Origin of the sequence: Glycomyces tenuis DSM 44171 (assembly GCF_000427885.1) — a bacterium.
Classification (GTDB): domain Bacteria; phylum Actinomycetota; class Actinomycetes; order Mycobacteriales; family Micromonosporaceae; genus Glycomyces; species Glycomyces tenuis.
Genome location: NZ_ATYW01000009.1, coordinates 40,598 through 61,137, shown reverse-complemented (window position 1 = coordinate 61,137; position 20,540 = coordinate 40,598). Strand labels below are relative to the sequence as shown.

Genomic DNA, 20,540 nt, shown 5'->3' with positions numbered 1-20,540 from the left:
CCCGCACACCCCGTGGGATGGAAGGGAAGTCCCGTGCCGCGGAGCTCGCGATTCGGCTCGGTCCTTCGCCCCGGACCCCCGATGCAAAAAATATGTAGACTGGTCTATTATCTCATCATGACTGACACCTCAAAAGGCGCCCGGACCCGGGAGCGACTCGTGGAGTCGATGCTGGAGCTCATCCAGGCAAGCGGCTACGCCGGCACCGGGCTGAACACGGTGACGGCGCACGCCCGGGCCCCGAAAGGCTCCCTGTACTTCCACTTCCCCGAGGGCAAGCGCGCCATGGGGGAAGCGGCGATCGCGCTCGCGGCCTCCCGGTTCCAGACCCTCATCGACCGGACGGAACCGGGCCCGGCGACACCACGGGAGGTCCTCTCCCGGGTCGTCGACGTGCTGTGCGAGATCCTCACGCGAAGCGACTTCCGGCTGGGCTGCCCGGTATCGGTGGTCACCTTGGAGATGGGGGCGGATGACGACCGCCTCCGCGAGGCGTGCGCGAAGGCCTTCGAAACCTGGATCGCCTCGTTCGCGGCCCTCCTGGCGGCCGAGGGACACCCGGTCGACAAGGCCCGCTCACTGGCGACGGCCGTGGTGAGCATGGTCGAAGGCGCGACCATCGTCTCGCGCGCGCAGCGCGACGTCGGACCACTGCGGGCCGCCGAGACACTCCTGTCCACGATGCTCGAGAGGACCGGGCCGTGACGGACGCGAAACGGCATGCCCTGGTGTTCGGGTCCTCAGGCCAGATTGGACGGCACCTGGTGCTCGAACTGCTCCGGGCCGGAGCCCGCACCAGCGTCGCCACCCGAACCCCGGCATCGTACGAGCGGCTCCGCGCCTGGCTCGCGGCGCACGGCGCCCCCGAGGCGCCGACTGACGTCCGCGTCGACTTCGAGGCCGCGGACCTGCTGCCAGGAGGCCCGGCGGCCTATACGGACATCACCGAGATCCACAACTGCGCGGGCGCCTACCGCTTCGGCATGAGCGTCGAGGAGGCGCGGCGCGCCAATGTCGGCAGTGCCGAGGCGGTCGTGGCGTTCGCCGCGCGGCTCCCGCGACTGGAGCGACTGGTCCAGGTGTCCGGGTACCGGGTCGGCGGCCAGGACCCCGCGGCCGTGCCCTGGAGCGAGCACCGCATCGAGCAGGCCTACCGCGAAGGCCCCTACGAGGCCTCCCGGAAGGAGGCCGACGCCGTCGTGCAAGCACGCGCGCGAGAGCTGGGCGTGCCGTGGTCGATCGTCAACCCCGCCACGGTGATCGGCGACAGCCGCACCGGGGAGGCCGAGCAGCAGCTGGGCCTGGCGACGACACTGGAGCACCTGTGGCGCGGAGGCCTGCCGGCGCTTCCCGGCGGCCCGACCACGTTCGTCCCGGTGATCCCGGTCGACTACGTGGCGAGGTTCATGGCGATGCTCCCCACCGACCCCAGCACCGTCGACACCTCATACTGGCTGCTCGACGAGCACACGCCGCCGCTGCCCGAGCTCCTCGGCCGCGTCGGCGCGCACTACCGCGTCGGCGTGCCCCGAACACGGGTGCCGGCCCAGGTCCTCAAGCGGCTCCCACGGCGCCTGACGAAGGCGGACCCCGAGACGCTCACCTTCCTGTCGGACGACCGGTATCCGACGGACGCGGCGAACGCCCTGGCCGAGCGCCACGGGCTCGAGAAACCGGACACGATGGACTCGATCCTGGCCTGGGCCGATCACCTGGCCGCGCACCGCTTCGGGGCCGCGCCGGAACCGGGCCGCAGGTTCACGCGGGTCGGCGGCGCCCGCACGTTCGAGCTCGGCGACGCCGAAGCGCAGCGCGTGATCCTGCCCGGCCTTCCCGTCAACGCCGACTCCTGGGCGCGCGTGGTCGAACTGCTCCCGGAGACGCGAGCGGTCGACCTGCCCGGCACCGGAATGAGCCCGGGCACGGGCCGTTCGGGCTGGGACCGGTGGACGGCGGCGCTGCTCGCCGACGGCGGCGAGGGCGTCCATCTGATCGGCCAGTCGATAGGCGCCGCCGTGGCCCTGGAAGCGGCCGCCGCGCACCCCGACCGCCGGCCGAGCCTGACACTGGTGTCGCCGTTTTTCCTCCAGCCGCGCCGCGCCGCGCCGCGACCCCTGATCCGGTGGCAACTGCGGCGGGCCGACGCGGCCGATCTGGCGGAACTGCTGACCGGCGACCGCTCCCAGGGGCCGGCCCTCGAGTCCGTGGTCAGTGACCTGCGGCGACCGGGAGTCGCCGAGAGGGTGGCCGGCCTGGCGTCCGCCGCCTCCGACCGCAAGTGGCGTCAGCGGCTCCGCGCCCTGCTGCAACGGCATCGGGGCCCGGTGCACCTCGTCGTCGGCGCAAACGATCCCCTCGCGCCGGACGCCCGGCCGCTGGTGGACGCGCTCGCGAACGTGAGGACGACCGTCATCCCCGGAGCCGGTCACCATCCCCAGTTGACACACCCCGACCGGCTCGCCGCGGCGATCGCGTCGACCCCGCCGCCCGAGCGGCGGTGAGCGCCGCACCGCCACCCCATGCACACGCCACGCACAACCCACGAACGAAGGAATCACCATGCACGTCGCCATCCCGCTGTATCCCGGTTTCACCGCCCTCGACGCCGTCGGCCCCTACACCGTGCTGGCGTTCGCGCCAGGATGGACGGTCACCTTCGTCGCCGGCGCCGTCGGGCCCGTCCGCGACGACCGGGAGCGCCTGAACCTGGTCGCCGAGGCCGCCTATGCCCAGATCGCCCGCCCCGACGTGGTCCTGGTGCCGGGCGGTCCCGGAGCGCTCAACGCGGTCCGGGACGAGGAGCTGCTGTCCTGGCTGCGCGAGGCGCACGAGCACAGCCACTGGACGGCGTCGGTCTGCGTGGGATCGACGCTCCTGGCCGCCGCCGGACTCCTCACCGGTCGCCGCGCCACCGGCCACTGGGCGTTCCGGGCCGGACTGGCGGGGTTCGGCGCGGTTCCGGTGGACGACCGAGTCGTCGTCGACGGCAAGGTCGTCACTGCCGCCGGGGTGTCCGCCGGCATCGACATGGCGCTCGCCCTGCTCGCTCGGGCAAGCGATGCGACGACGGCCAAGACGGTGCAACTGGCCCTCGAATACGACCCGCGGCCCCCCTTCGACGCCGGCTCACCGCAGTCCGCACCGGTGTCGCTCTGGAGACCCGCCCTCGACCTGATCGGCCCGTCGATGGCCGACCACGCCACCCTCCCGACACCACGGAACGCCTGACACCGCTCGTCCTGAGCAGTGGCCCCGCCGGGCCACTGCTCAGGACGCCTGAGCGAGTTCGGCGGCCAGCCGCCGCAGCTTCGCTTCGGATTCCGAGCCCGGCGCGGCGCTGAAGATCGAGACGCCCTGCCCGGCGTCGTCCCGCGAACGCAGGAATTCGGCCGTGAGGGTCAACTCGCCCAGGGCCGGGTGGCGGTAGCGGCGGGTCGTCGTGGCGCAGGTGCCGATGGGATGGGTCTCCCAGATCTCGACGAACTCCCCGCTGGCCTCGCGCAGTTCGGCTATCAAGGCGGCGATCGCGCGATCCCTCGGATACCGCCCGGCCGCGACCTGGAGGTAGGCCACGCCGTCGACGGCCTTCTGCCGCCAATCGACGTGCAGCTCACGCGCCATCGGGTCGAGGAAGTCCTGCCGGACGATATTGGCCATCGGGTCGCGCCGCCCGGCGGCCGCGAAATCCTGGTTCCACGCGAACAGCGCGTGCGCCAACCTGTTCCAGGCCAGGTAATCCGCTGCACGTCCCACTGCCAGCACCGGAAGATCCACTATGGAGTCGACCACGGCGCGCAGCCCCGGCAGCAGCCGGTCCGGGCCGGTGTCCGGGCTCGCTCGGCGATCCGGACGGGCCAGGCGGTACAGGTGGGCGCGCTCCTCCTCGTCCAGCCGGAGGGTCCTGGCGATCGCGTCGAGCACCGCATCGGACACGTTCGGCGTCTGCCCCTGTTCGAGCCGGGTGTAATAGCCGACGCTGACACCGGCGAGCGGCGCGAACTCCTCACGACGCAATCCCGGGACCCGGCGCCGCCGCACGCCCTCGCCCAGGCCGACGTCGCCGGGCCGCAGCCGGGCGCGCCGCGAACGCAGGAACGCGCCGATGGGGGAAGCAGAAGGCACGCCGACCATTCTGCCTCGCCGATCCGCAAGCTGCACCTGCCAGTGGTACCCCCGACAGGGCTCTGGCCAAGGGCCCCGTTCCACCGCAGGATCGCCGTCATGGCAACCGACTCCATCACAAGCCGCCCCGGCGAACGGCTCGGCGCGCGCGAACGACTAATCCTGATCACCCTGTGCGGCGCCACGTTCATGACCGGCCTCGACTACTCGATCATCACCGTCGCCCTGCCCGAGATCGGCCGGGACCTCGACTTCGCCACCACCGGCGGCCTCCAGTGGGTCGCCACCGCCTGCCTGCTGCCGACCGCCGCGCTCATGCCGCTGTTCGCCCGAGCCTCTGACCTGGTGGGCCGCCGCCGACTGTTCGTCCTCGGCGTCGCCGGCTTCACCGCCTGCTCGCTGCTGGCCGGGCTCGCCGTCTCACCCGCGATGCTCATCGCCGCCCGGGCGGGGCAGGGCGTCGCCGCCGCCGCGATCGGACCGACCGCGCTGGCCCTGATGACCACCGCGTTCGAAGAAGGCCCCAAACGCACCAAGGCGATGGGCGTCAACGGCGCCCTGCTGTCCCTGGGCTTCGTCGTCGGGACGATCGGCGGCGGCCTCATCACCTCCGGCATGGACTGGCGCGCCACCATGCTGCTCCTGTTCGGCATCGGCGCCCTCATCATCGTCGGCGCGCTCACCGTGCTGCCCGACCCGGCCCCGAGCACCGCCGCCCGATTGGACGTCCCCGGCGCCGTCCTGGCGAGCACCGGCCTGTTCGCCCTGGTCTACGGCATCACCACCGGCGGCGAGACCGGCTGGTCCGCCCCGCCCGCACTCGTGTCGCTCACCGGCGCGGCCGCGCTGCTCGCCGCCTTCCTCGCGGTCGAGTCCCGGCACGCCAACCCCCTGGTGCCGCCGCGGCTGCTGCGCCGCGGCACGGTCAAGTGGGGCATGGCCGTCGGACTGATCACCTTCGGCATGTGCGGAGGAGCCACACTGCTGCTGAGCGTCCACATGCAGGACGTCCTCGGATTCACCGCGCTCCAGACCGGCCTGGCCTTCCTCGGCGAAGGCGCCGCGGCACTGGCCGCCGGCTCGATCGCCTCGCGCCTGATCGGCTCCCGCGGCGCCCCCGCCGCCATCGCGATCGGTCTGACCGCGCAAGCCGCCGGCACCGCCGCGCTGGCGTTCCTGCCCGCCGCCGGCGGGCTCGCCCTGCTGCTGTCCGGCTCGGCGGTGATGGGCTTCGGACACGTGCTGACGGTGGTCGCGGCGATCACCACCATCACCTCCGGGCTCGACGAGGCCGACCAGGGCGTCGCGGGCGGCCTCGCCCAGATGCCCACCTTCATCGGCGCCGTCGGCATCGCGGGACTGACCGCCGTGGCCGCGGCCCGCACCGAGGCGCTCACCGCCACGGCAGGGGAGCTGGCGACCCTCGGCGGGCTGCGGGCCGCCTTCGCCACGGCGGCCGCGGTGTGCCTCCTCGGCCCGGTGATCGCCGCCGCCGCGCTCCGCCGCAAGACGACCGATCCCACAACCCCCTGAACCAGCACGCGAAACGCCCGAAGCGGCGGGCGCTGTTCGGCGATGCCGCTGCGGGCCCTGCTACGGGGCCTGGGAACAGCGCGCGAAACGAGAAACGGCACTTCAGGTCGAAGTGCCGTTTCCGCTGTTCAGGTGCGGTGCCTGTGGTAGCCCGGGTGGGACTCGAACCCACACTGTACGGGTTTTGAATCCGTCTTCTCTGCCAATTGGAATACCGGGCCCGGTTCCGACCATTGAGGCCTGGACCGCAGAACATGATACCCCCGCGATACGGCCGGTGACTGATGGGGCCTACTGTCCGAAACGCTCGACATAGGGAGATGCGCCCGCCCGCCGCGCCGGATAAGCTAACTTCCTGGTGTGCCTTCACTGCCGCACGCCCGACCGACCAGACGCGCATGAAAGGTACGGACACGCATGACGAGCAAGGCCGCCGAGGAGCCGCGAAAGCGCGTGCTCATCGCCGAAGACGAGGGGCTCATCCGCCTCGACCTGGCCGAGATGCTCACCGAGGAGGGCTACGAGGTCGTAGCCGAGGCCGCGGACGGCGAGGCGGCCGTCCGGCTCGCCCAAGAGCACCAGCCCGACCTGGTGATCTGCGATATCCAGATGCCTATCATGGACGGCCTCCAGGCCGCCGAGAAGATCGTCTCCGCCCGCATTGCCCCCGTCGTGATCCTCACCGCGTTCAGCCAGCGCGACCTGATCAGCCGCGCCACCTCGGCCGGCGCCATGGCCTACCTCGTCAAGCCCTTCCAGAAGTCCGACCTGGTGCCCGCGATCGAGCTCTCGCTCACCCGCTTCGCCGAGATGACGGCCCTGGAGAAAGAGGTCGACAACCTCACCGAACGCCTCGAGGTCCGCAAACTCGTCGACCGCGCCAAGGGCCTGCTCATGACCCAGTACGGCATGGCCGAACCCGACGCGTTCCGCTGGATCCAGCGCGCCGCCATGGACCACCGCCTGTCGATGCGGGACGTCGCCACCCGCGTCATCGAAGAGGCCAAGGAGAAGGAAGCCCAGGACGCCGAATAGCGGACATGCCGCCCCGGGCTTGCACCGGACTTGTCGGAGGCACTCGCTAGGCTCTGGGGCGTGACCGCTTCGCAATCCCGCCTCCTGCTGATCGACGGCCATTCGATGGCCTACCGCGCCTTCTTCGCGCTCCCCGCCGAGAAGTTCTCGACCGAGGACGGCCAGGTGACCAACGCCGTCTACGGCTTCGCGTCCATGCTCATCAACCTGCTCAGGGACGAGAAGCCGACGCACATCGCCGTGGCCTTCGACGTCTCGCGCCGGTCCTTCCGCACCGAGGAGTACGCCGAGTACAAGGACGGGCGGGCCGAGACCCCCGCGGAGTTCAAGAGCCAGATCCCCATCATCCAGGAACTCCTCGACGCGCTCGGCATCGCGTGGCTCAGCAAGGAGCACTACGAGGCCGACGACATCATCGCCACCCTCGCCACGCAGGGCGAGGCGGCCGGAGCGCACACCCTCATCTCCTCGGGCGACCGCGACACCATCCAGCTCGTCGGCGAATCGGTCACACTGCTCTACCCGGTCAAAGGCGTCACCGACCTCGCCCGCTACACCCCCGCCCTCATCGAGGAGAAGTACGGCGTCACACCCGCCCGCTACCGGGACCTCGCCGCGCTGGTGGGGGAGAAGTCCGACAACCTGCCCGGCGTCCCCGGCGTCGGCCCCAAGACCGCCGCGAAGTGGATCGTCAAATACGGCTCCCTCGACGGCCTGGTCGGCAAGGTCGACGAGATCGGCGGCAAGGCCGGCCAGAACCTGCGCGAGCACCTCGACGACGTCCTGCGCAACTACCGGCTCAACGGCCTCGTCTGCGACCTCGACCTGCCCCGCGGCGTCGACGACCTGGCCTGGGAGGGCTGGTCGGTCGAGGAGACCAACCGGCTGTTCGACGCCCTCCAGTTCCGCACCCTCGGCGACCGCATCAACACCAGCCTCGGCGACCGCGCCGTCGGCGGCGCGGCCCCGCAGGACGCCGAGGTCGACCACGTCCGGGCCGCGCGCCTCGAACCCGGCGGCATGGCCGCCTGGCTCGGCTCCCGCGAAGGCGACGTCGCGATCGCCTACGCCGGCGCCTTCGCCTCGGGCGCGGGCTCGTTCGACTCCATCGCCCTGGCCGAAGGCGGCGAGGCGCTCTGGTTCGACCCGGCCCAGCTCGACGCCGAGGACGAGCGGGCCTGGACCGACTGGCTCGCCGACGCCTCGCGCGGCAAGATCGTCCACGACGTCAAAGGCTTCAACTGGGGCGCCGACGCCGCAGGCTGGCCCGAACCGGCCGGGCTGCGGGCCGACACCGTCATCGCCGCCTACCTCCTCAAACCCGAGCAGCGCACCTACGCCCTCGGCGACCTCGCCATGCAGTACCTCGGCCGGGAGATCGAGACCGCCGCGCAGGAGACCGGCGAGGGCACCCTCGTCGGCCTCGACGCGGCCATGGCCGACGACAAGTCCCGCTTCGAAGCGGACTGCGCCGCCGCGAGCGCCGTGGGCTCGCTCGCCGCCGTCCAGACCGAGCGGCTCGCCGAACGCCAGCAGGCCCGCCTCGCCGAAGCGATGGAATACCCGCTCACCGGCGTCCTGGCGCGCATGGAGATCACCGGCATCGCCGCCGACGAAGGCCACTTCGCCGACATCGAGGCGAGCTTCGCGGCCCAGTCGAAGGAGGCCACCGACGCCGCCCACGAGATCGTCGGGCGCCCCTTCAACGTCGGCTCGCCCAAGCAGCTCCAGGAGATCCTCTTCTACGAGCTGAAGATGCCCAAGACCAAACGCACCAAAACCGGCTACACCACCAACGCCGAGGCACTCGGGCAGCTCTACGCCAAGACCGGGCACCCGCTGCTGGAGCGGCTGCTGCGGTTCCGCGACGTCGAGAAGCTCAAGCAGATCGTCGCCACCCTGCGCGCCACCATCCAGACCGACGGGCGCATCCACACCACGTTCCACCAGACCGTGGCCGCCACCGGCCGCCTGTCCTCCTCCGACCCGAACCTCCAGAACATCCCCGTCCGCTCGGAGGCCGGGCGCGACATCCGGGCGGGCTTCGTCGTCTCCGACGGCTTCGAATCGCTGATGACCATGGACTACAGCCAGATCGAGATGCGCATCATGGCCAGCCTCACCGGCGACGAAGGGCTCATCGACGCGTTCAAGTCCGGCGAGGACGTCCACCGCGTCGTCGCCGCCAAAGTCTTCGCCGTCGACCCCGCCCAGGTCACCGCCGAGCACCGCCGCAAGATCAAGGCCATGTCGTACGGCCTCGCCTACGGCCTGTCGACCTACGGGCTCAGCCAGCAGCTCGGCGTTTCCACCGAAGAGGCCCAGCAGCTGTCCGACGACTACTTCGACCGCTTCGGCAAGGTCCGCAGCTACCTGCACACCGTCGTCGAACAGGCCCGCAAGACCGGTTACACCGAGACGATCATGGGCCGGCGCCGCTACTTCCCCGACCTGGCCTCCGACAACCGCCAGAGGCGCGAGATGGCCGAGCGGGCCGCGCTCAACGCCCCCATCCAGGGCAGCGCCGCCGACATCATGAAGACCGCGATGCTCGGCGTCGACCGGGCGCTGCGCGAGGCGGACCTGGACTCCCGTGTGCTCCTCCAGGTCCACGACGAACTGGTGTGCGAAGTCGCCCCCGGGGAGGCCGAGCGGCTCGAGCATCTCGTGCGCGAGCAGATGTCCGGCGCGGCCGAACTCGCCGTCCCCCTCACCGTCTCGGCCGGATTCGGCGATTCCTGGGAGGCGGCGGCGCATTAGCGGTGTCGATCAACACCAGTACCAGCCCGGACTGGCGTGGAATTATCGCGCACGGTAACCTGGATTGGCCCGGGTCTGTCCGTGTCCTCGGTAGGGAGCAGGACACGAGGCCGCTAACGGCAGGACGGCCGGGCGCAATGTAAATGCGAGCATTCGCGTCTCGCGGCAACCACCTGCGGAGCTGTACATTTGGCACTCAACGGCGACGCCTACGGAGCCGCACATTGGGATGGCGCGGGCGCGAGCTGACGAATCTGAACGTATCCGGAGCACCAGCCCACATGACGAGCAGCATCGAGGCCACCTCGAGCAACGCTGAAAACAGCACCACGGTCGACGAATTCGCCTCTGACGAGGATCTCCTTGCCGCGATCGACGCGACCATCAAATACTTCAACGACGGCGATATCGTCGAAGGTACCGTCGTCAAGGTCGACCGGGACGAAGTCCTACTCGACATCGGCTACAAGACCGAGGGCGTCATCCCCTCGCGCGAGCTGTCGATCAAACACGACGTGGACCCTGAAGACGTCGTCGCTGTGGGCGATCACGTTGAGGCCCTCGTCCTCCAGAAGGAGGACAAGGAAGGCCGCCTGATCCTGTCCAAGAAACGCGCCCAGTACGAGCGCGCCTGGGGCACGATCGAGAAGATCAAGGACGAGGACGGCGTCGTCCGCGGCTCGGTCATCGAAGTGGTCAAGGGCGGACTCATCCTCGACATCGGGCTGCGCGGCTTCCTGCCCGCGTCGCTGGTGGAGATGCGCCGCGTGCGCGACCTCCAGCCCTACGTCGGCCGCGAGCTCGAAGCCAAGATCATCGAGCTCGACAAGAACCGCAACAACGTGGTCCTGTCACGCCGCGCCTGGCTGGAGCAGACCCAGTCCGAGGTCCGCACCGAGTTCCTGCACCAGCTCGCCAAGGGCCAGGTCCGCAAGGGCACGGTCTCCTCGATCGTCAACTTCGGCGCCTTCGTCGACCTCGGCGGAGTCGACGGCCTGGTCCACGTCTCCGAGCTGTCCTGGAAGCACATCGACCACCCCAGCGAGGTCGTCGAAGTCGGCCAGCCGGTCGAGGTCGAGGTGCTCGAGGTCGACCTGGAACGCGAACGCGTCTCCCTGTCGCTGAAGGCCACCCAGGAAGACCCGTGGCGCCAGTTCGCCCGCACCCACGCGATCGGCCAGATCGTGCCGGGCAAGGTCACCAAGCTCGTCCCCTTCGGCGCGTTCGTCCGCGTCGAGGACGGCATCGAAGGCCTGGTCCACATCTCCGAACTGGCCGAACGCCACGTGGAGGTCCCCGAGCAGGTCGTCAAGGTCGGCTCCGACGCCATGGTCAAGGTCATCGACATCGACCTCGACCGCCGCCGGATCTCGCTCTCGCTCAAGCAGGCCAACGAAGCCTTCGTCGAGAACGAAGAGCAGTTCGACCCGACCCTGTACGGCATGGCCGCCCAGTACGACGACCAGGGCAACTACATCTACCCGGAGGGCTTCGACTCGGAGACCGGCGAGTGGATGGAAGGCTACGACGAGGCCCGCGAAGAGTGGGAGCGCCAGTACGCCGAAGCCCGCACCCGCTGGGAGGAGCACGGCAAGCAGATCGCCGAGCGCGTCATCACCGAGGCTCCCGCCAAGCCCGCCGAGGGCGAAGCCCCCAAGGGCGACAAGGGCGCGAAGAAGCAGTCCGCCGAGAAGAAGACGTCGGCCCCGGCCGAACCTTCGGGAACGCTGGCCACCGACGAGGCCCTCGCCGCACTGCGCGAGAAACTCGCCGGAAGCTAGTCACTCCTTAAGCTGACAGACCACTACCCGTCCCAGGTTGTTCGCCCGGGGCGGGTAGTGTTCTACATGTGCTTAAAGTCGCATTGACCGGTGGCATCGGAGCCGGTAAAAGCACGGTCGCGGCGAAGCTCGCCCAACTGGGGGCTTACGTCATAGACGCGGACGCACTCGCCAGAGACGTCGTCGCCCAGGACACCGACGGCCTCGCCGCCGTCGTCTCCCGCTTCGGCCCCGGCGTCCTCGACGCCGAAGGGGCCCTCGACCGTGCCCGACTCGCCCGCATCGTCTTCAACGACGCGCACGCCCGCGCCGAACTCGAAGCGATCATCCACCCGCGAGTCCGCCAGAGAGCCCGAGAGCTCACCGCCGCCCAAGAAGACGACGCCATCGTCGTCCAAGACATCCCCCTGCTCGCCGAAACCGGCGGAGCACCGAGTTTCCACCTCGCCATCGACGTGGAAGCGCCGCGAGAGCTCCGGCTCGAACGGCTCGTCGAACGCGGCATGGACCGCGCCGACGCCCTCAGACGCATCGACGCCCAAGCCAGCGACGCCGAACGCCGCGAAGTATGCGACGTCGTCCTCCACAACGGCGAAGGCCTCGAGGAGATCGAACGGCGCGTGGCGATGCTGTGGGACGAACGCATCGTCCCCTTCGCCGACAACCTGCGCCTCGGCACCAAGGAGAAACGGCCCGAGAAACTCCAGTTCGTCGAATCCGACCCGGCCTGGCCGCGCCGCTTCGAACACCTCGCCGCGCGCCTGCGCCGCGTCATGGGCCCCAGCGCCGTCCGCATCGACCACGTCGGCTCCACGGCCGTCGCCGGCCTGCCCGCGAAGGACATCATCGACATCCAGGTCACCGTCGTGACCCTCAAAGCCGTCGACATGCTCGAGAACGCGCTCGGCGAAGCCGGCTTCTTCGGCCGCGCCGCCTTCGACGACCCCAAACCGGAGCAGCCCGACGTCTCCGAATGGGAGAAACGCTTCTACGGCTACGCCGACCCAGGCAACCTCGCCCACGTCCACTTCCGGCCGATCGACAGCCCCGGCCAGCGGTTCGCGCTGCTGTTCCGCGACTGGCTCCGCGCCGAACCGCAAGCCAGAGCCGACTACGCCCAAGAGAAGGGCATGCTCGCCGCCAAGGTCGACTCGGCCACGGCCTACGCCGACGCCAAGGAACCCTGGTTCGTGCGCGAAGCCTGGCCCCGCGCCAACCGCTGGGCCGAACAGACGGCCTGGCACCCCCCGGTCTGCTGAGACCAGGCCCCGAACACGAAAAAGGTGGATCCGGCCGACCGGCCGGATCCACCCGAACCCACCCCGTCAGCCGATCACGTCGCTGACCGCCCACGGGATCGCCACCATCGGATAGTCCTCGTACTCCAGCTCCGCGCTCGCCACCCCGAACGACGTCATCATCTCGACCTCCGACAGCCGCTCACCGGTGATGTGGTACCGGAACGCCGACTCACCAGAGGCCGCCTCCGCATCCCCGGCCACCGGGAACTCCACGACATGCGTCCTCTCCCCGCCGGCCTCGTCGACACGCAGCTGCGAAGCCTGCTCCGCCACCTCGTCCGCGTCCGCGGCCTCCTCGGCGCTCATCTCCAGCAGCCGGTACGCCAACGTCTCCACCGGCCCGAAATACTCCGCGATGTCCTCCTCATCCAAGGCATGCGCCTCCCAGCCCTCCGCCGGCAGCGGATCGGGCAACTCCGACGAATCGGCCCCGATACTCGCCATACCGCCCGGCCGGGCCAGCAGCAAACGATGCCCCTCAGCCTCCTCGACGTTCAGATACGCCGTCATCGTGCGCCAGTCGACGGAGCCGTGCACCCGCGCCACCTGACCGTCCGCGACCGGCACCGTCATCTCGACCACCGCCGACTCCGCCCAGTTCGCCGACCTGACCTGCGCGATCGTCCTCGCCAGATCACCATCGACCGCCGCAGGCGAGACCGCCGGACCACCGAGCAGATCCACCGGACGCAGACCCGAGGCGTCGAAGTCGACCTTCCGCAGGAAATCGACCGTCGCCAGCTCCGAACCGCCGACATTGACCTGGAACCGCCAGATGTCACCCTGATCGTCCAGCGAATACAGGGCCTCCGGGCTCGCGCTCGTCTCCTCGCTCGACTCCACCATGATCGGAGCGCGGAACGTGTCGACCGGCTCGCCGTCGATGACGCCGTCCTCCCGCCACATCGCATGCTCGGCCAGATAGGCGGGATCGTCGCCGCTCTCCGCGGTCAACGTGAACAGCGAAGAGGCCAAGACATCGAACACCGAGTCGGCCGGCTCCGAACCGCCGACCAGCATCTGCCGCGAAGTCCACCCCGAATCCGGCACCCGCGCCCCGTCGAACGCCTCATCGTCGGCGTGCGTCGCCACCAGCCCCGGAACCGCCTGCACCAGACGCTGCCCGCCCTCAGCGCCCGGCATGCGCGCGTACAGCAGCGGACGACCCCAATCCAGGAACCCGTCGACGACGACCTCCTCACCCCCCGCAGGGAAGACCATGCGCACCGCCACCGGCCCCGACGTGTGATTCCGGTAGCGCAACGCGGCCAGCTCCGCGGCCTCCTCCTCAGTGACCGGGCGCTCCGCACCGGCGCGATCGGCCCCGCACGAGACGGCGAACCATCCGACGGCCCCGATCGCGATGATGACGGCCATGACCCACATCAGGGCCGATTTCCAAGGCGGCGCGCCCACGGAGCCGCGCATTCGTCTAGTGGTGCTCACGCAGAGTCCAACGAGCCAGCGCCCGAAAAGTCACCGCCGAGCGGGACCGATGTCGGAGGCCCGGGCTACGGTTGGCACGTGGCATTCGACATTCCCCGCGCCGAAGGGCGCTTCCAAGTCGTCAGCGAATACGAGCCGGCCGGCGACCAACCGGCGGCGATCGCCGAACTGACCGAGCGCGTCGAGTCCGGCGAACGCGACGTAGTGCTGCTCGGCGCCACCGGCACCGGCAAATCGGCCACCTCCGCCTGGCTGATCGAGCGGCTCCAACGGCCCGCGCTCGTCATGGCCCACAACAAGACCCTCGCCGCACAGCTCGCCAAAGAACTCAGAGAACTCCTACCGAACAACGCGGTCGAGTACTACGTCTCCTACTACGACTACTACCAGCCCGAGGCGTACGTCGCGCAGACCGACACCTACATCGAGAAGGACGCCTCGATCAACGAAGAGGTCGAACGGCTGCGCCACCGCGCCACCTACTCGCTGCTGACCAGGCGCGACGTCGTCGTCGTCGCCACCGTCTCGGCCATCTACGGCCTCGCCACGCCCGCCGAATACCTCGAACAGGCCACCGAGGTCGCCGTCGGCCAGGAATGGGACCGCGACAAGCTCCTGCGGCGCCTGGTCGACGTCCAATACTCGCGCAACGACATCGCCTTCACCCGCGGCACCTTCCGCGTCAGAGGCGACACGATCGAGATCATCCCCGCCTACGAGGAACTGGCGATCCGCATCGAGATGTTCGGCGACGAGATCGACCGGCTCTACTACCTGCACCCGCTCACCGGCGAAGTCATCCGCGAGGTCGACCGGGTCCTGATCTTCCCCGGCTCGCACTACGCCACCGGCGACGAACGCATGGCCCGCGCCATCGGCGACATCGAGACCGAGCTCGAAGAACGGCTGAACGAACTCGAATCCCAGGGCAAGCTCCTCGAAGCCCAACGCCTGCGCATGCGCACCGTCTTCGACCTGGAGAACATGAAGCAGACCGGGTCGTGCAACGGCATCGAGAACTACTCGCGGCACATCGACGGACGCCCCGCCGGCTCGCCCCCGCACACACTGCTGGACTACTTCCCCTCGGACTTCGTGACGGTCATCGACGAATCCCACCAGACCGTCCCGCAGATCGGGGCCATGTCCGAAGGCGACGCCTCCCGCAAACGCAACCTCGTCGAGCACGGCTTCCGCCTGCCCAGCGCCCAGGACAACCGGCCGCTCCGCTTCGAGGAGTTCCGCGAGCGCGTCGGCCAGACGGTGTACCTCTCGGCGACCCCGGGCCCCTGGGAGCTGAAACAGGCCGGCGGCCAGTTCGTCGAGCAGGTCATCCGCCCCACCGGCCTGGTCGACCCCCAGGTCGAAGTGCGCCCCACCCAGGGCCAGATCGACGACCTGATGCACGAGATCCGCGAACGCGCCGCCAAGGACGAGCGGGTGCTCGTGACCACCCTGACCAAGAAGATGGCCGAAGACCTCACCGACTACTTCCTCGACAACTCGATCCGTGTGCAGTACCTCCACTCCGAAGTGGAGACGCTGCGGCGCGTGGAACTGCTCGGAGAACTGCGACGAGGCGACTTCGACGTCCTGGTCGGCATCAACCTGCTGCGCGAGGGCCTCGACCTGCCCGAGGTGTCGCTCGTGGCGATCCTGGACGCCGACAAGGAGGGCTTCCTGCGCTCCTCCACCTCGCTGATCCAGACCATCGGCCGCGCCGCCCGCAACGTCTCGGGCACGGTCCTCATGTACGCCGACAACCTCACCGACTCGATGAAGGCCGCCCTCGAAGAGACCGACCGGCGCCGCGAGAAGCAGGTGGCGTACAACCTCGAGCACGGGATCGACCCGCAGCCGCTGCGCAAGCGCATCGCCGACATCATGGAGGACCTCTACGACACCGCCGCCGAGACCGAGGGCTTCGTCAAGGAGACCCGGCCCCAGCGCGGCAAGGCGAAGCAGGAACAGGGAACGGCGAAGGTCCGCTCCGAGATCGTCCAGCAGATCGACGAACGCAACGAGCAGATGCTCGCCGCCGCCAGGGAGCTCCGCTTCGAGCTGGCCGCGGCCTACCGGGACGAGATCGCCGACCTCAAGCGCGAACTGCGCCAACTGGACGAGGCCGGAGCCTGACCTCGCGGCCGTGCCGCTCGGACTTCAGGCGAAGCGCCGACTGGACGAGGCCGGATCCCGAAGTTATCCACAGGGCAAAACTTTTCCTTGAAGGTCTTGACTTCCTATGAAACGCTGGGCTCAGTTTTGGTGTAGGTAGGCGGTTGATGGGGGCCGCGCGGACCGCCGAAAGATCGCGACGCGGGGTGGCACCCGCGCCGCGGCACCTGCATCAGACCGCGCGCACAACCGAACAAGGCGGGTGGGACACGGCCGGCCAAGCCGTGGCCCGCCCGCCAATCACCGCATCACTGATCGACGTCTTCGAAGTGCTCCACCACCGGTGGCTTCGCGAAGTACGGCCCAATGGCCGCGCGCCAGGCGCCGAAGCGCTCGGTCGCACGGAAGCCCTGCTCGTGGGCCTCGACCGAGTCCCACTCGATGAGGAGCACGAACCGGCTCGGCGATTCGACGCCCCGCGTCATGCGCATCGAGCGGAGCCCGGGCGAGACGGCGACGTGCTCCCTGGCTCCACGGTAAGCTTGAATGAAAGCGTCTTCTTGACCGGGGGTGATACTGATTTCAGCGATTTCCAAGACCACCAGCGGAGCCTCGCACAGACGCTGAACCCTTCAGTAAACCAGACGCTGTCTCGAGAGACGAGTCACATATCCGACTGACGGCGAGTCGGATATGCCCGTGCATAATTGGCTCCAGCAAAACAAAATCGGTATATGGGGAGTATCCCGCAACGCGAGGCAGCGTTGTTAGTGTCATCGTCAATGCACGAGCCTGCCGACAGACTCCGGTGGCGCTGATCCTGCGGATTGGGAGAGACCATGTGACCCTCCAGGCAACAAGGAAGGCAACACATTGGAACTCCCAGCATGGGTCTGGGCCCTCACCGTCGCAGTGCTGACTGCGGTCGTCATTCTGGACCTCACGCTTGCCGTCAAAAACCCCCACCGTCCCAGCATGCGCGAGGCGGCCATCTGGTCGGGCGTCTACATCGCCTCCGCCTTCGTCTTCGCCGGCGTCATGTTCGTGACGCAGGGCTCCGCGTTCGGCGCCCAGTTTCTGGGCGGCTTTCTCATCGAGAAGGCCCTCTCGGTCGACAACCTCTTCGTATTCCTCCTGATCATCCAGGCATTCCGCGTCCCCGACAAGCTCCAGTCCCGCGTGCTGCTGGTCGGCATCGTGCTGTCGATCGTGCTGCGCAGCGTCTTCATCGGCCTCGGCTCGGTCCTGGTCGAGCGCTTCAGTTGGGTGTTCCTCATCTTCGGGGCGATCCTGATCTGGACGGCGTGGGGGCAGCTCAAAGGCGGCAATGACGAGGAGACCGCGCCCGACACCAGATTCATGCGGTGGGCCAAGTCGCGGCTGCGCGTCGCCCCGGACTACGACAAGGGGCGTCTGCTCACACGCGTCGACGGCCAGCGTTACGTGACACCGCTCATGCTGGCCATGCTCGCCATCGGCTCCACCGACATCCTGTTCGCGCTCGACTCGATTCCGGCGATCTTCGGGCTCACGCAGGAGCCGTACCTGGTGTGGACGGCCACCCTCTTCGCGCTGTTCGGCCTGCGCCAGCTCTACTTCCTGCTGGCAGGGCTCCTGCGCCACCTGCGGTTCCTGTCGCTGGGCTTGGCCGCCATCCTCGGCTGGATCGGCATCAAGCTCATCATCAACGGCCTGGCCGCGAACCAGCTGCCGTTCCTCAACGGGGGCGAGCCCCTCCACCTCCCGCACGTGCCCATCTGGCTGTCGTTGGGCTTCATCGCCGCCGTCCTGACCGCCGTGGTGGTCGCCAACTGGATCATTCTGCGCCGCGAGGGCCGGACGTGGGCCGAGCTGTTCGCCGTCGAGTCGAGGGAGTCTACGCCGACGCCCGAGACGGCAGACGTCGGCAAGCGGTGATCTGACCGAGCTCGGAGTCCTTGAGCGACTCGATCACGACCTTGCCGTAGACCGGCGAGGAGAAGATCACCTCGGGGAGATCGGCCTGCGTGCGCTCGGCCACGATGGCCGGCATGCGCGGGTCGCCTCCGTGCTCGAGGAACAGCAGGTCGCCGGGCAGGACGTCGTCGAAGTCGATCGCCTCGCCGGTCTCGACGAGCCGCTCGTTGAACCGCGGCGTCTCGATGCCGAGCCGGCGGTAGACGATCCACACCAGACCGGGCGCGTCGATCCCGTAGGCGCTGATGCCGCCGTGCAGGTAGGGGATCTCCAGCAGCTGCTGCGCGAGCTTCACCGCGTCCAGGCCCGCCGTGGCCATGCCGGTGGCCGGCGGCTCGCCCTCGGCAGCGCCGACCGGCTCGGGGGAGAGGTCCCGCTGGGGCACCCAGCCGGGCTGCTGCGGCCCGGGGAGCGCCACCGGCACCCATCCGCGGTATCCGGGGCCGACCACGCGCAGCCGCGTCCCCATGGTCACGCCGGGGATGGCGACGTCGCCGCCCGGTTCGTCGCGGATGGCCGTGGCCGTGGCGCTCACGAGGTGCTCGGTGCCCTTCGTGTCGTCCTCCGCGGGATTGACCAGCTGGTCGATCGGGACCCACCCGGACGTCTCCTGCGTCGGGCACGCCACTTCCGCCCAGCGGTCCCCGAGCTGGATGACCTCGACCTCGGTGCCCAGCAGGCACTGGGTGCGCACCCGGCCCTTGAGCCCGTGGGCGCGGACGTCGCTGGTGAGCCGGGCCACCCATTCCCTGATGGCCGACGGGACGCCCAGCGCCAGTCGGTCTTCGGGACCCGGGGCCGAAGGCTGGGCCCACAGGGTGGCGACTGCCACGGCGATCAACGCGGGTTGTCCTGGTGCGATCGGCACGTTTGATTCTCTCCGGAACGGTCGGGTGGTTCAGATGTCTTGCGCGGCAGAGGGCCTGCCCACTACCGCGCGCTATCAGCACCGAAGGCCCTGCGGTACGGCCAGTTCGGCTTGGTTGTCGCCTACGACCGTCACTAAATCTGACATCCTCTTCGACCTGAAAGGACGAAGATTCCCGGCTCGGCCTCCGTACGGGACGGTGGCGCTACGGGCGGGTTCCTGCTTCCTTCCCTCGCGGGTGTTTGCGTCCATCGCCGCTGCTCAGCGGTCTGTCACGGACTCCACAAGCTTGACGTCCCGCATGTCCTGCGGTAGGGCCTTCTCGGCTTGGTTCTCGCCTTTGACCGGTTCAGAGTATACACGGTATTGCGGCTCCGCACAGCGGCACTGCGAGTGAGCGGTCGCTCGCAGTCGCCTCGCGGCGCGGGCCGGATCGAGCACGGAAACCGGGGGCGCCGCTCGGTGGTCGCCCTCGGCCGCGCCGGTGATTCGGCCGCCGACGTGGCCGGGGACCGGCGGCGCCCGGGGTGTGGCAGGATCTGGCCATGCCAGGAGTCACCGACGCCCTCGACCGCCTCTCCGCAGCCGCCGACACCGGAGGGGCCCCGGCCGCCGCCGACCTCGAAGCGGTCCTGTCGAGCGCCGACGCCGAGCTGATGGACGTCGTGGCCGCCGCCGCCCGACTCCGCTTCCGCCACTTCGGGAACCGGGTCAAGCTCAACTACCTTGTGAACCTCAAGAGCGGCTTGTGCCCCGAGGACTGCAACTACTGCTCGCAGCGGCTCGGTTCGAAGGCCGAGGTGCTGAAGTACACGTGGCTGTCTCCCGAGGAGGCCGCCGCGCAGGCCGCGGCCGGCGTCGCCGGGGGCGCTTCGCGCGTGTGCCTGGTCGCCAGTGGACGCGGACCGAGCGATATGGACGTCGAGCGGGTCGGCAAGACCATCGCCGCGGTCAAGGGTGCCAGTCCCGGCGTCGAGGTCTGCGCCTGCCTCGGGCTGCTGGGGGAGGGCCAGGCGGCCCGCCTGACCGAGCTGGGCGCCGACGCCTACAACCACAACCTGAACACCTCCGAGGACGCCTACGCGGAGGTCTGCTCGACGCACGCCTTCGCCGACCGGGTCGACACGGTCCGCGCGGCGCGCGAGGCCGGCATGTCGCCGTGCTCGGGGCTCATCGCGGGCATGGGGGAGTCCGACGCCGACCTGGTGTCGGTCGCCCTGGGGTTGCGGGAGCTCGGCTCGGACTCGATCCCGGTGAACTTCCTGCTGCCCTTCGACGGCACGCCGCTGGAGGGCACCTGGGAGCTCGACCCGCGCCGCTGCCTGCGGATCCTGGCGATGGTGCGGTTGGCCAATCCGGCCGCCGAGGTCCGGCTCGCAGCCGGGCGCGAGGTCCACTTGCGGCATATGCAGGGCCTGGCGTTGCAGATCGTCAACTCGATCTTCCTGGGCGATTACTTGACCAGTGAGGGCCAGGCCGCCAAGGAGGACCTGGAGCTCATCGCGGACGCCGGGATGGTGCCGCTCGGCCTCGAGGAGGCGCCTGAGGCGGTGCGCGAGGCGGTCCGGGTGCGTCGCCGGGGCGCGGGCACCGACAGGGCCCCGAACGCCTGAGCGCGGGCGG

15 protein-coding genes and 1 tRNA gene are annotated in these 20,540 nt (G+C 69.5%); 11 read left to right on the top strand and 5 right to left on the bottom strand.

Annotated features, from left to right (window positions below; genetic code table 11):
• Positions 1–117 precede the first annotated feature (117 nt).
• From YWW_RS0111925 to YWW_RS29910, 3 genes are read left to right on the top strand one after another with little or no spacing between them, the layout of a single operon-like run.
• Complete coding sequence (locus tag YWW_RS0111925) at positions 118–705, top strand: TetR/AcrR family transcriptional regulator (RefSeq protein ID WP_035699231.1); 588 nt, start codon at positions 118–120, stop codon at positions 703–705.
• On the top strand, positions 702–2,501 hold the full coding sequence (locus YWW_RS0111920; RefSeq protein ID WP_026930296.1) for an alpha/beta fold hydrolase: 1,800 nt from the start codon (positions 702–704) through the stop codon (positions 2,499–2,501). Before YWW_RS0111925 ends, YWW_RS0111920 begins: the two co-directional genes overlap by 4 nt.
• A gap of 58 nt (positions 2,502–2,559) precedes the next feature.
• Positions 2,560–3,228, top strand: coding sequence for a DJ-1/PfpI family protein (locus YWW_RS29910; protein WP_051325698.1), 669 nt, complete (start codon positions 2,560–2,562; stop codon positions 3,226–3,228).
• 39 nt (positions 3,229–3,267) lie between these two features.
• On the opposite strand, the gene YWW_RS0111910 is transcribed toward YWW_RS29910, so the two are convergent.
• Entirely contained in the window at positions 3,268–4,122 is an 855-nt protein-coding gene (locus YWW_RS0111910; protein ID WP_211228529.1) for a helix-turn-helix transcriptional regulator, read from the bottom strand.
• A gap of 99 nt (positions 4,123–4,221) precedes the next feature.
• Here YWW_RS0111910 and YWW_RS0111905 point away from each other — a divergent pair, with 99 nt between their 5' ends.
• Positions 4,222–5,655, top strand: coding sequence for an MFS transporter (locus YWW_RS0111905; RefSeq protein ID WP_026930294.1), 1,434 nt, complete (start codon positions 4,222–4,224; stop codon positions 5,653–5,655).
• Positions 5,656–5,799: 144 nt separating this feature from the next.
• Here the strand turns inward: YWW_RS0111905 and YWW_RS0111900 are convergent.
• Positions 5,800–5,876: transfer RNA gene (locus YWW_RS0111900), tRNA-Leu, on the bottom strand.
• 196 nt (positions 5,877–6,072) lie between these two features.
• On the opposite strand from YWW_RS0111900, the gene YWW_RS0111895 reads away from it, so the two are divergent.
• From YWW_RS0111895 to coaE, 4 genes are all read left to right on the top strand, one after another.
• The gene (locus YWW_RS0111895) at positions 6,073–6,690 is read left to right on the top strand and encodes an ANTAR domain-containing response regulator (protein ID WP_026930293.1); all 618 of its coding nucleotides are present in this window, start codon (positions 6,073–6,075) and stop codon (positions 6,688–6,690) included.
• A 60-nt stretch (positions 6,691–6,750) separates the two neighbouring features.
• Entirely contained in the window at positions 6,751–9,450 is a 2,700-nt protein-coding gene (gene polA / locus YWW_RS0111890) for a DNA polymerase I (protein WP_026930292.1), read from the top strand.
• 281 nt (positions 9,451–9,731) lie between these two features.
• Positions 9,732–11,231, top strand: a complete 1,500-nt coding sequence (rpsA, locus tag YWW_RS0111885; RefSeq protein ID WP_026930291.1) for a 30S ribosomal protein S1 — start codon at positions 9,732–9,734, stop codon at positions 11,229–11,231.
• Positions 11,232–11,299: 68 nt separating this feature from the next.
• Positions 11,300–12,490: a dephospho-CoA kinase gene (gene coaE / locus YWW_RS0111880; protein WP_026930290.1), complete on the top strand. Its 1,191-nt coding sequence runs from the start codon at positions 11,300–11,302 to the stop codon at positions 12,488–12,490.
• Positions 12,491–12,556: 66 nt separating this feature from the next.
• Here coaE and YWW_RS0111875 read toward each other — a convergent pair whose 3' ends face one another.
• Positions 12,557–13,909, bottom strand: a complete 1,353-nt coding sequence (locus tag YWW_RS0111875; protein ID WP_155830148.1) for a hypothetical protein — start codon at positions 13,907–13,909, stop codon at positions 12,557–12,559.
• 147 nt (positions 13,910–14,056) lie between these two features.
• On the opposite strand from YWW_RS0111875, the gene uvrB reads away from it, so the two are divergent.
• Complete coding sequence (gene uvrB / locus YWW_RS0111870) at positions 14,057–16,114, top strand: excinuclease ABC subunit UvrB (RefSeq protein WP_026930288.1); 2,058 nt, start codon at positions 14,057–14,059, stop codon at positions 16,112–16,114.
• A 287-nt stretch (positions 16,115–16,401) separates the two neighbouring features.
• On the opposite strand, the gene YWW_RS0111865 is transcribed toward uvrB, so the two are convergent.
• Entirely contained in the window at positions 16,402–16,695 is a 294-nt protein-coding gene (locus YWW_RS0111865) for an antibiotic biosynthesis monooxygenase (RefSeq protein ID WP_026930287.1), read from the bottom strand.
• A gap of 271 nt (positions 16,696–16,966) precedes the next feature.
• Here YWW_RS0111865 and YWW_RS29905 point away from each other — a divergent pair, with 271 nt between their 5' ends.
• A complete protein-coding gene (locus tag YWW_RS29905) occupies positions 16,967–18,010 on the top strand; it encodes a TerC/Alx family metal homeostasis membrane protein (RefSeq protein ID WP_081687405.1) in 1,044 nt (347 codons plus the stop codon).
• Here the strand turns inward: YWW_RS29905 and YWW_RS0111855 are convergent.
• Positions 17,970–18,881, bottom strand: a complete 912-nt coding sequence (locus tag YWW_RS0111855; RefSeq protein WP_245595414.1) for a C40 family peptidase — start codon at positions 18,879–18,881, stop codon at positions 17,970–17,972. The two genes, YWW_RS29905 and YWW_RS0111855, sit on opposite strands and share 41 nt — an antisense overlap.
• Before the next feature lie 581 nt (positions 18,882–19,462).
• Between YWW_RS0111855 and bioB the strand changes: the two genes are divergently transcribed.
• Positions 19,463–20,530: a biotin synthase BioB gene (gene bioB / locus YWW_RS0111850; RefSeq protein ID WP_035699251.1), complete on the top strand. Its 1,068-nt coding sequence runs from the start codon at positions 19,463–19,465 to the stop codon at positions 20,528–20,530.
• Positions 20,531–20,540 lie beyond the last annotated feature (10 nt).

What these genes read in the sequence shown, in the direction of transcription:
- YWW_RS0111925 (WP_035699231.1), top strand. Translation starts at nt 118, where the DNA reads ATGACTGACACCTCAAAAGGCGCCCGGACCCGGGAGCGACTCGTGGAG.
- YWW_RS29910 (WP_051325698.1), top strand. Translation starts at nt 2,560, where the DNA reads ATGCACGTCGCCATCCCGCTGTATCCCGGTTTCACCGCCCTCGACGCC.
- YWW_RS0111905 (WP_026930294.1), top strand. Translation starts at nt 4,222, where the DNA reads ATGGCAACCGACTCCATCACAAGCCGCCCCGGCGAACGGCTCGGCGCG.
- YWW_RS0111895 (WP_026930293.1), top strand. Translation starts at nt 6,073, where the DNA reads ATGACGAGCAAGGCCGCCGAGGAGCCGCGAAAGCGCGTGCTCATCGCC.
- rpsA (WP_026930291.1), top strand. Translation starts at nt 9,732, where the DNA reads ATGACGAGCAGCATCGAGGCCACCTCGAGCAACGCTGAAAACAGCACC.
- YWW_RS0111875 (WP_155830148.1), bottom strand. Translation starts at nt 13,909, where the DNA reads ATGGCCGTCATCATCGCGATCGGGGCCGTCGGATGGTTCGCCGTCTCG.
- bioB (WP_035699251.1), top strand. Translation starts at nt 19,463, where the DNA reads ATGCCAGGAGTCACCGACGCCCTCGACCGCCTCTCCGCAGCCGCCGAC.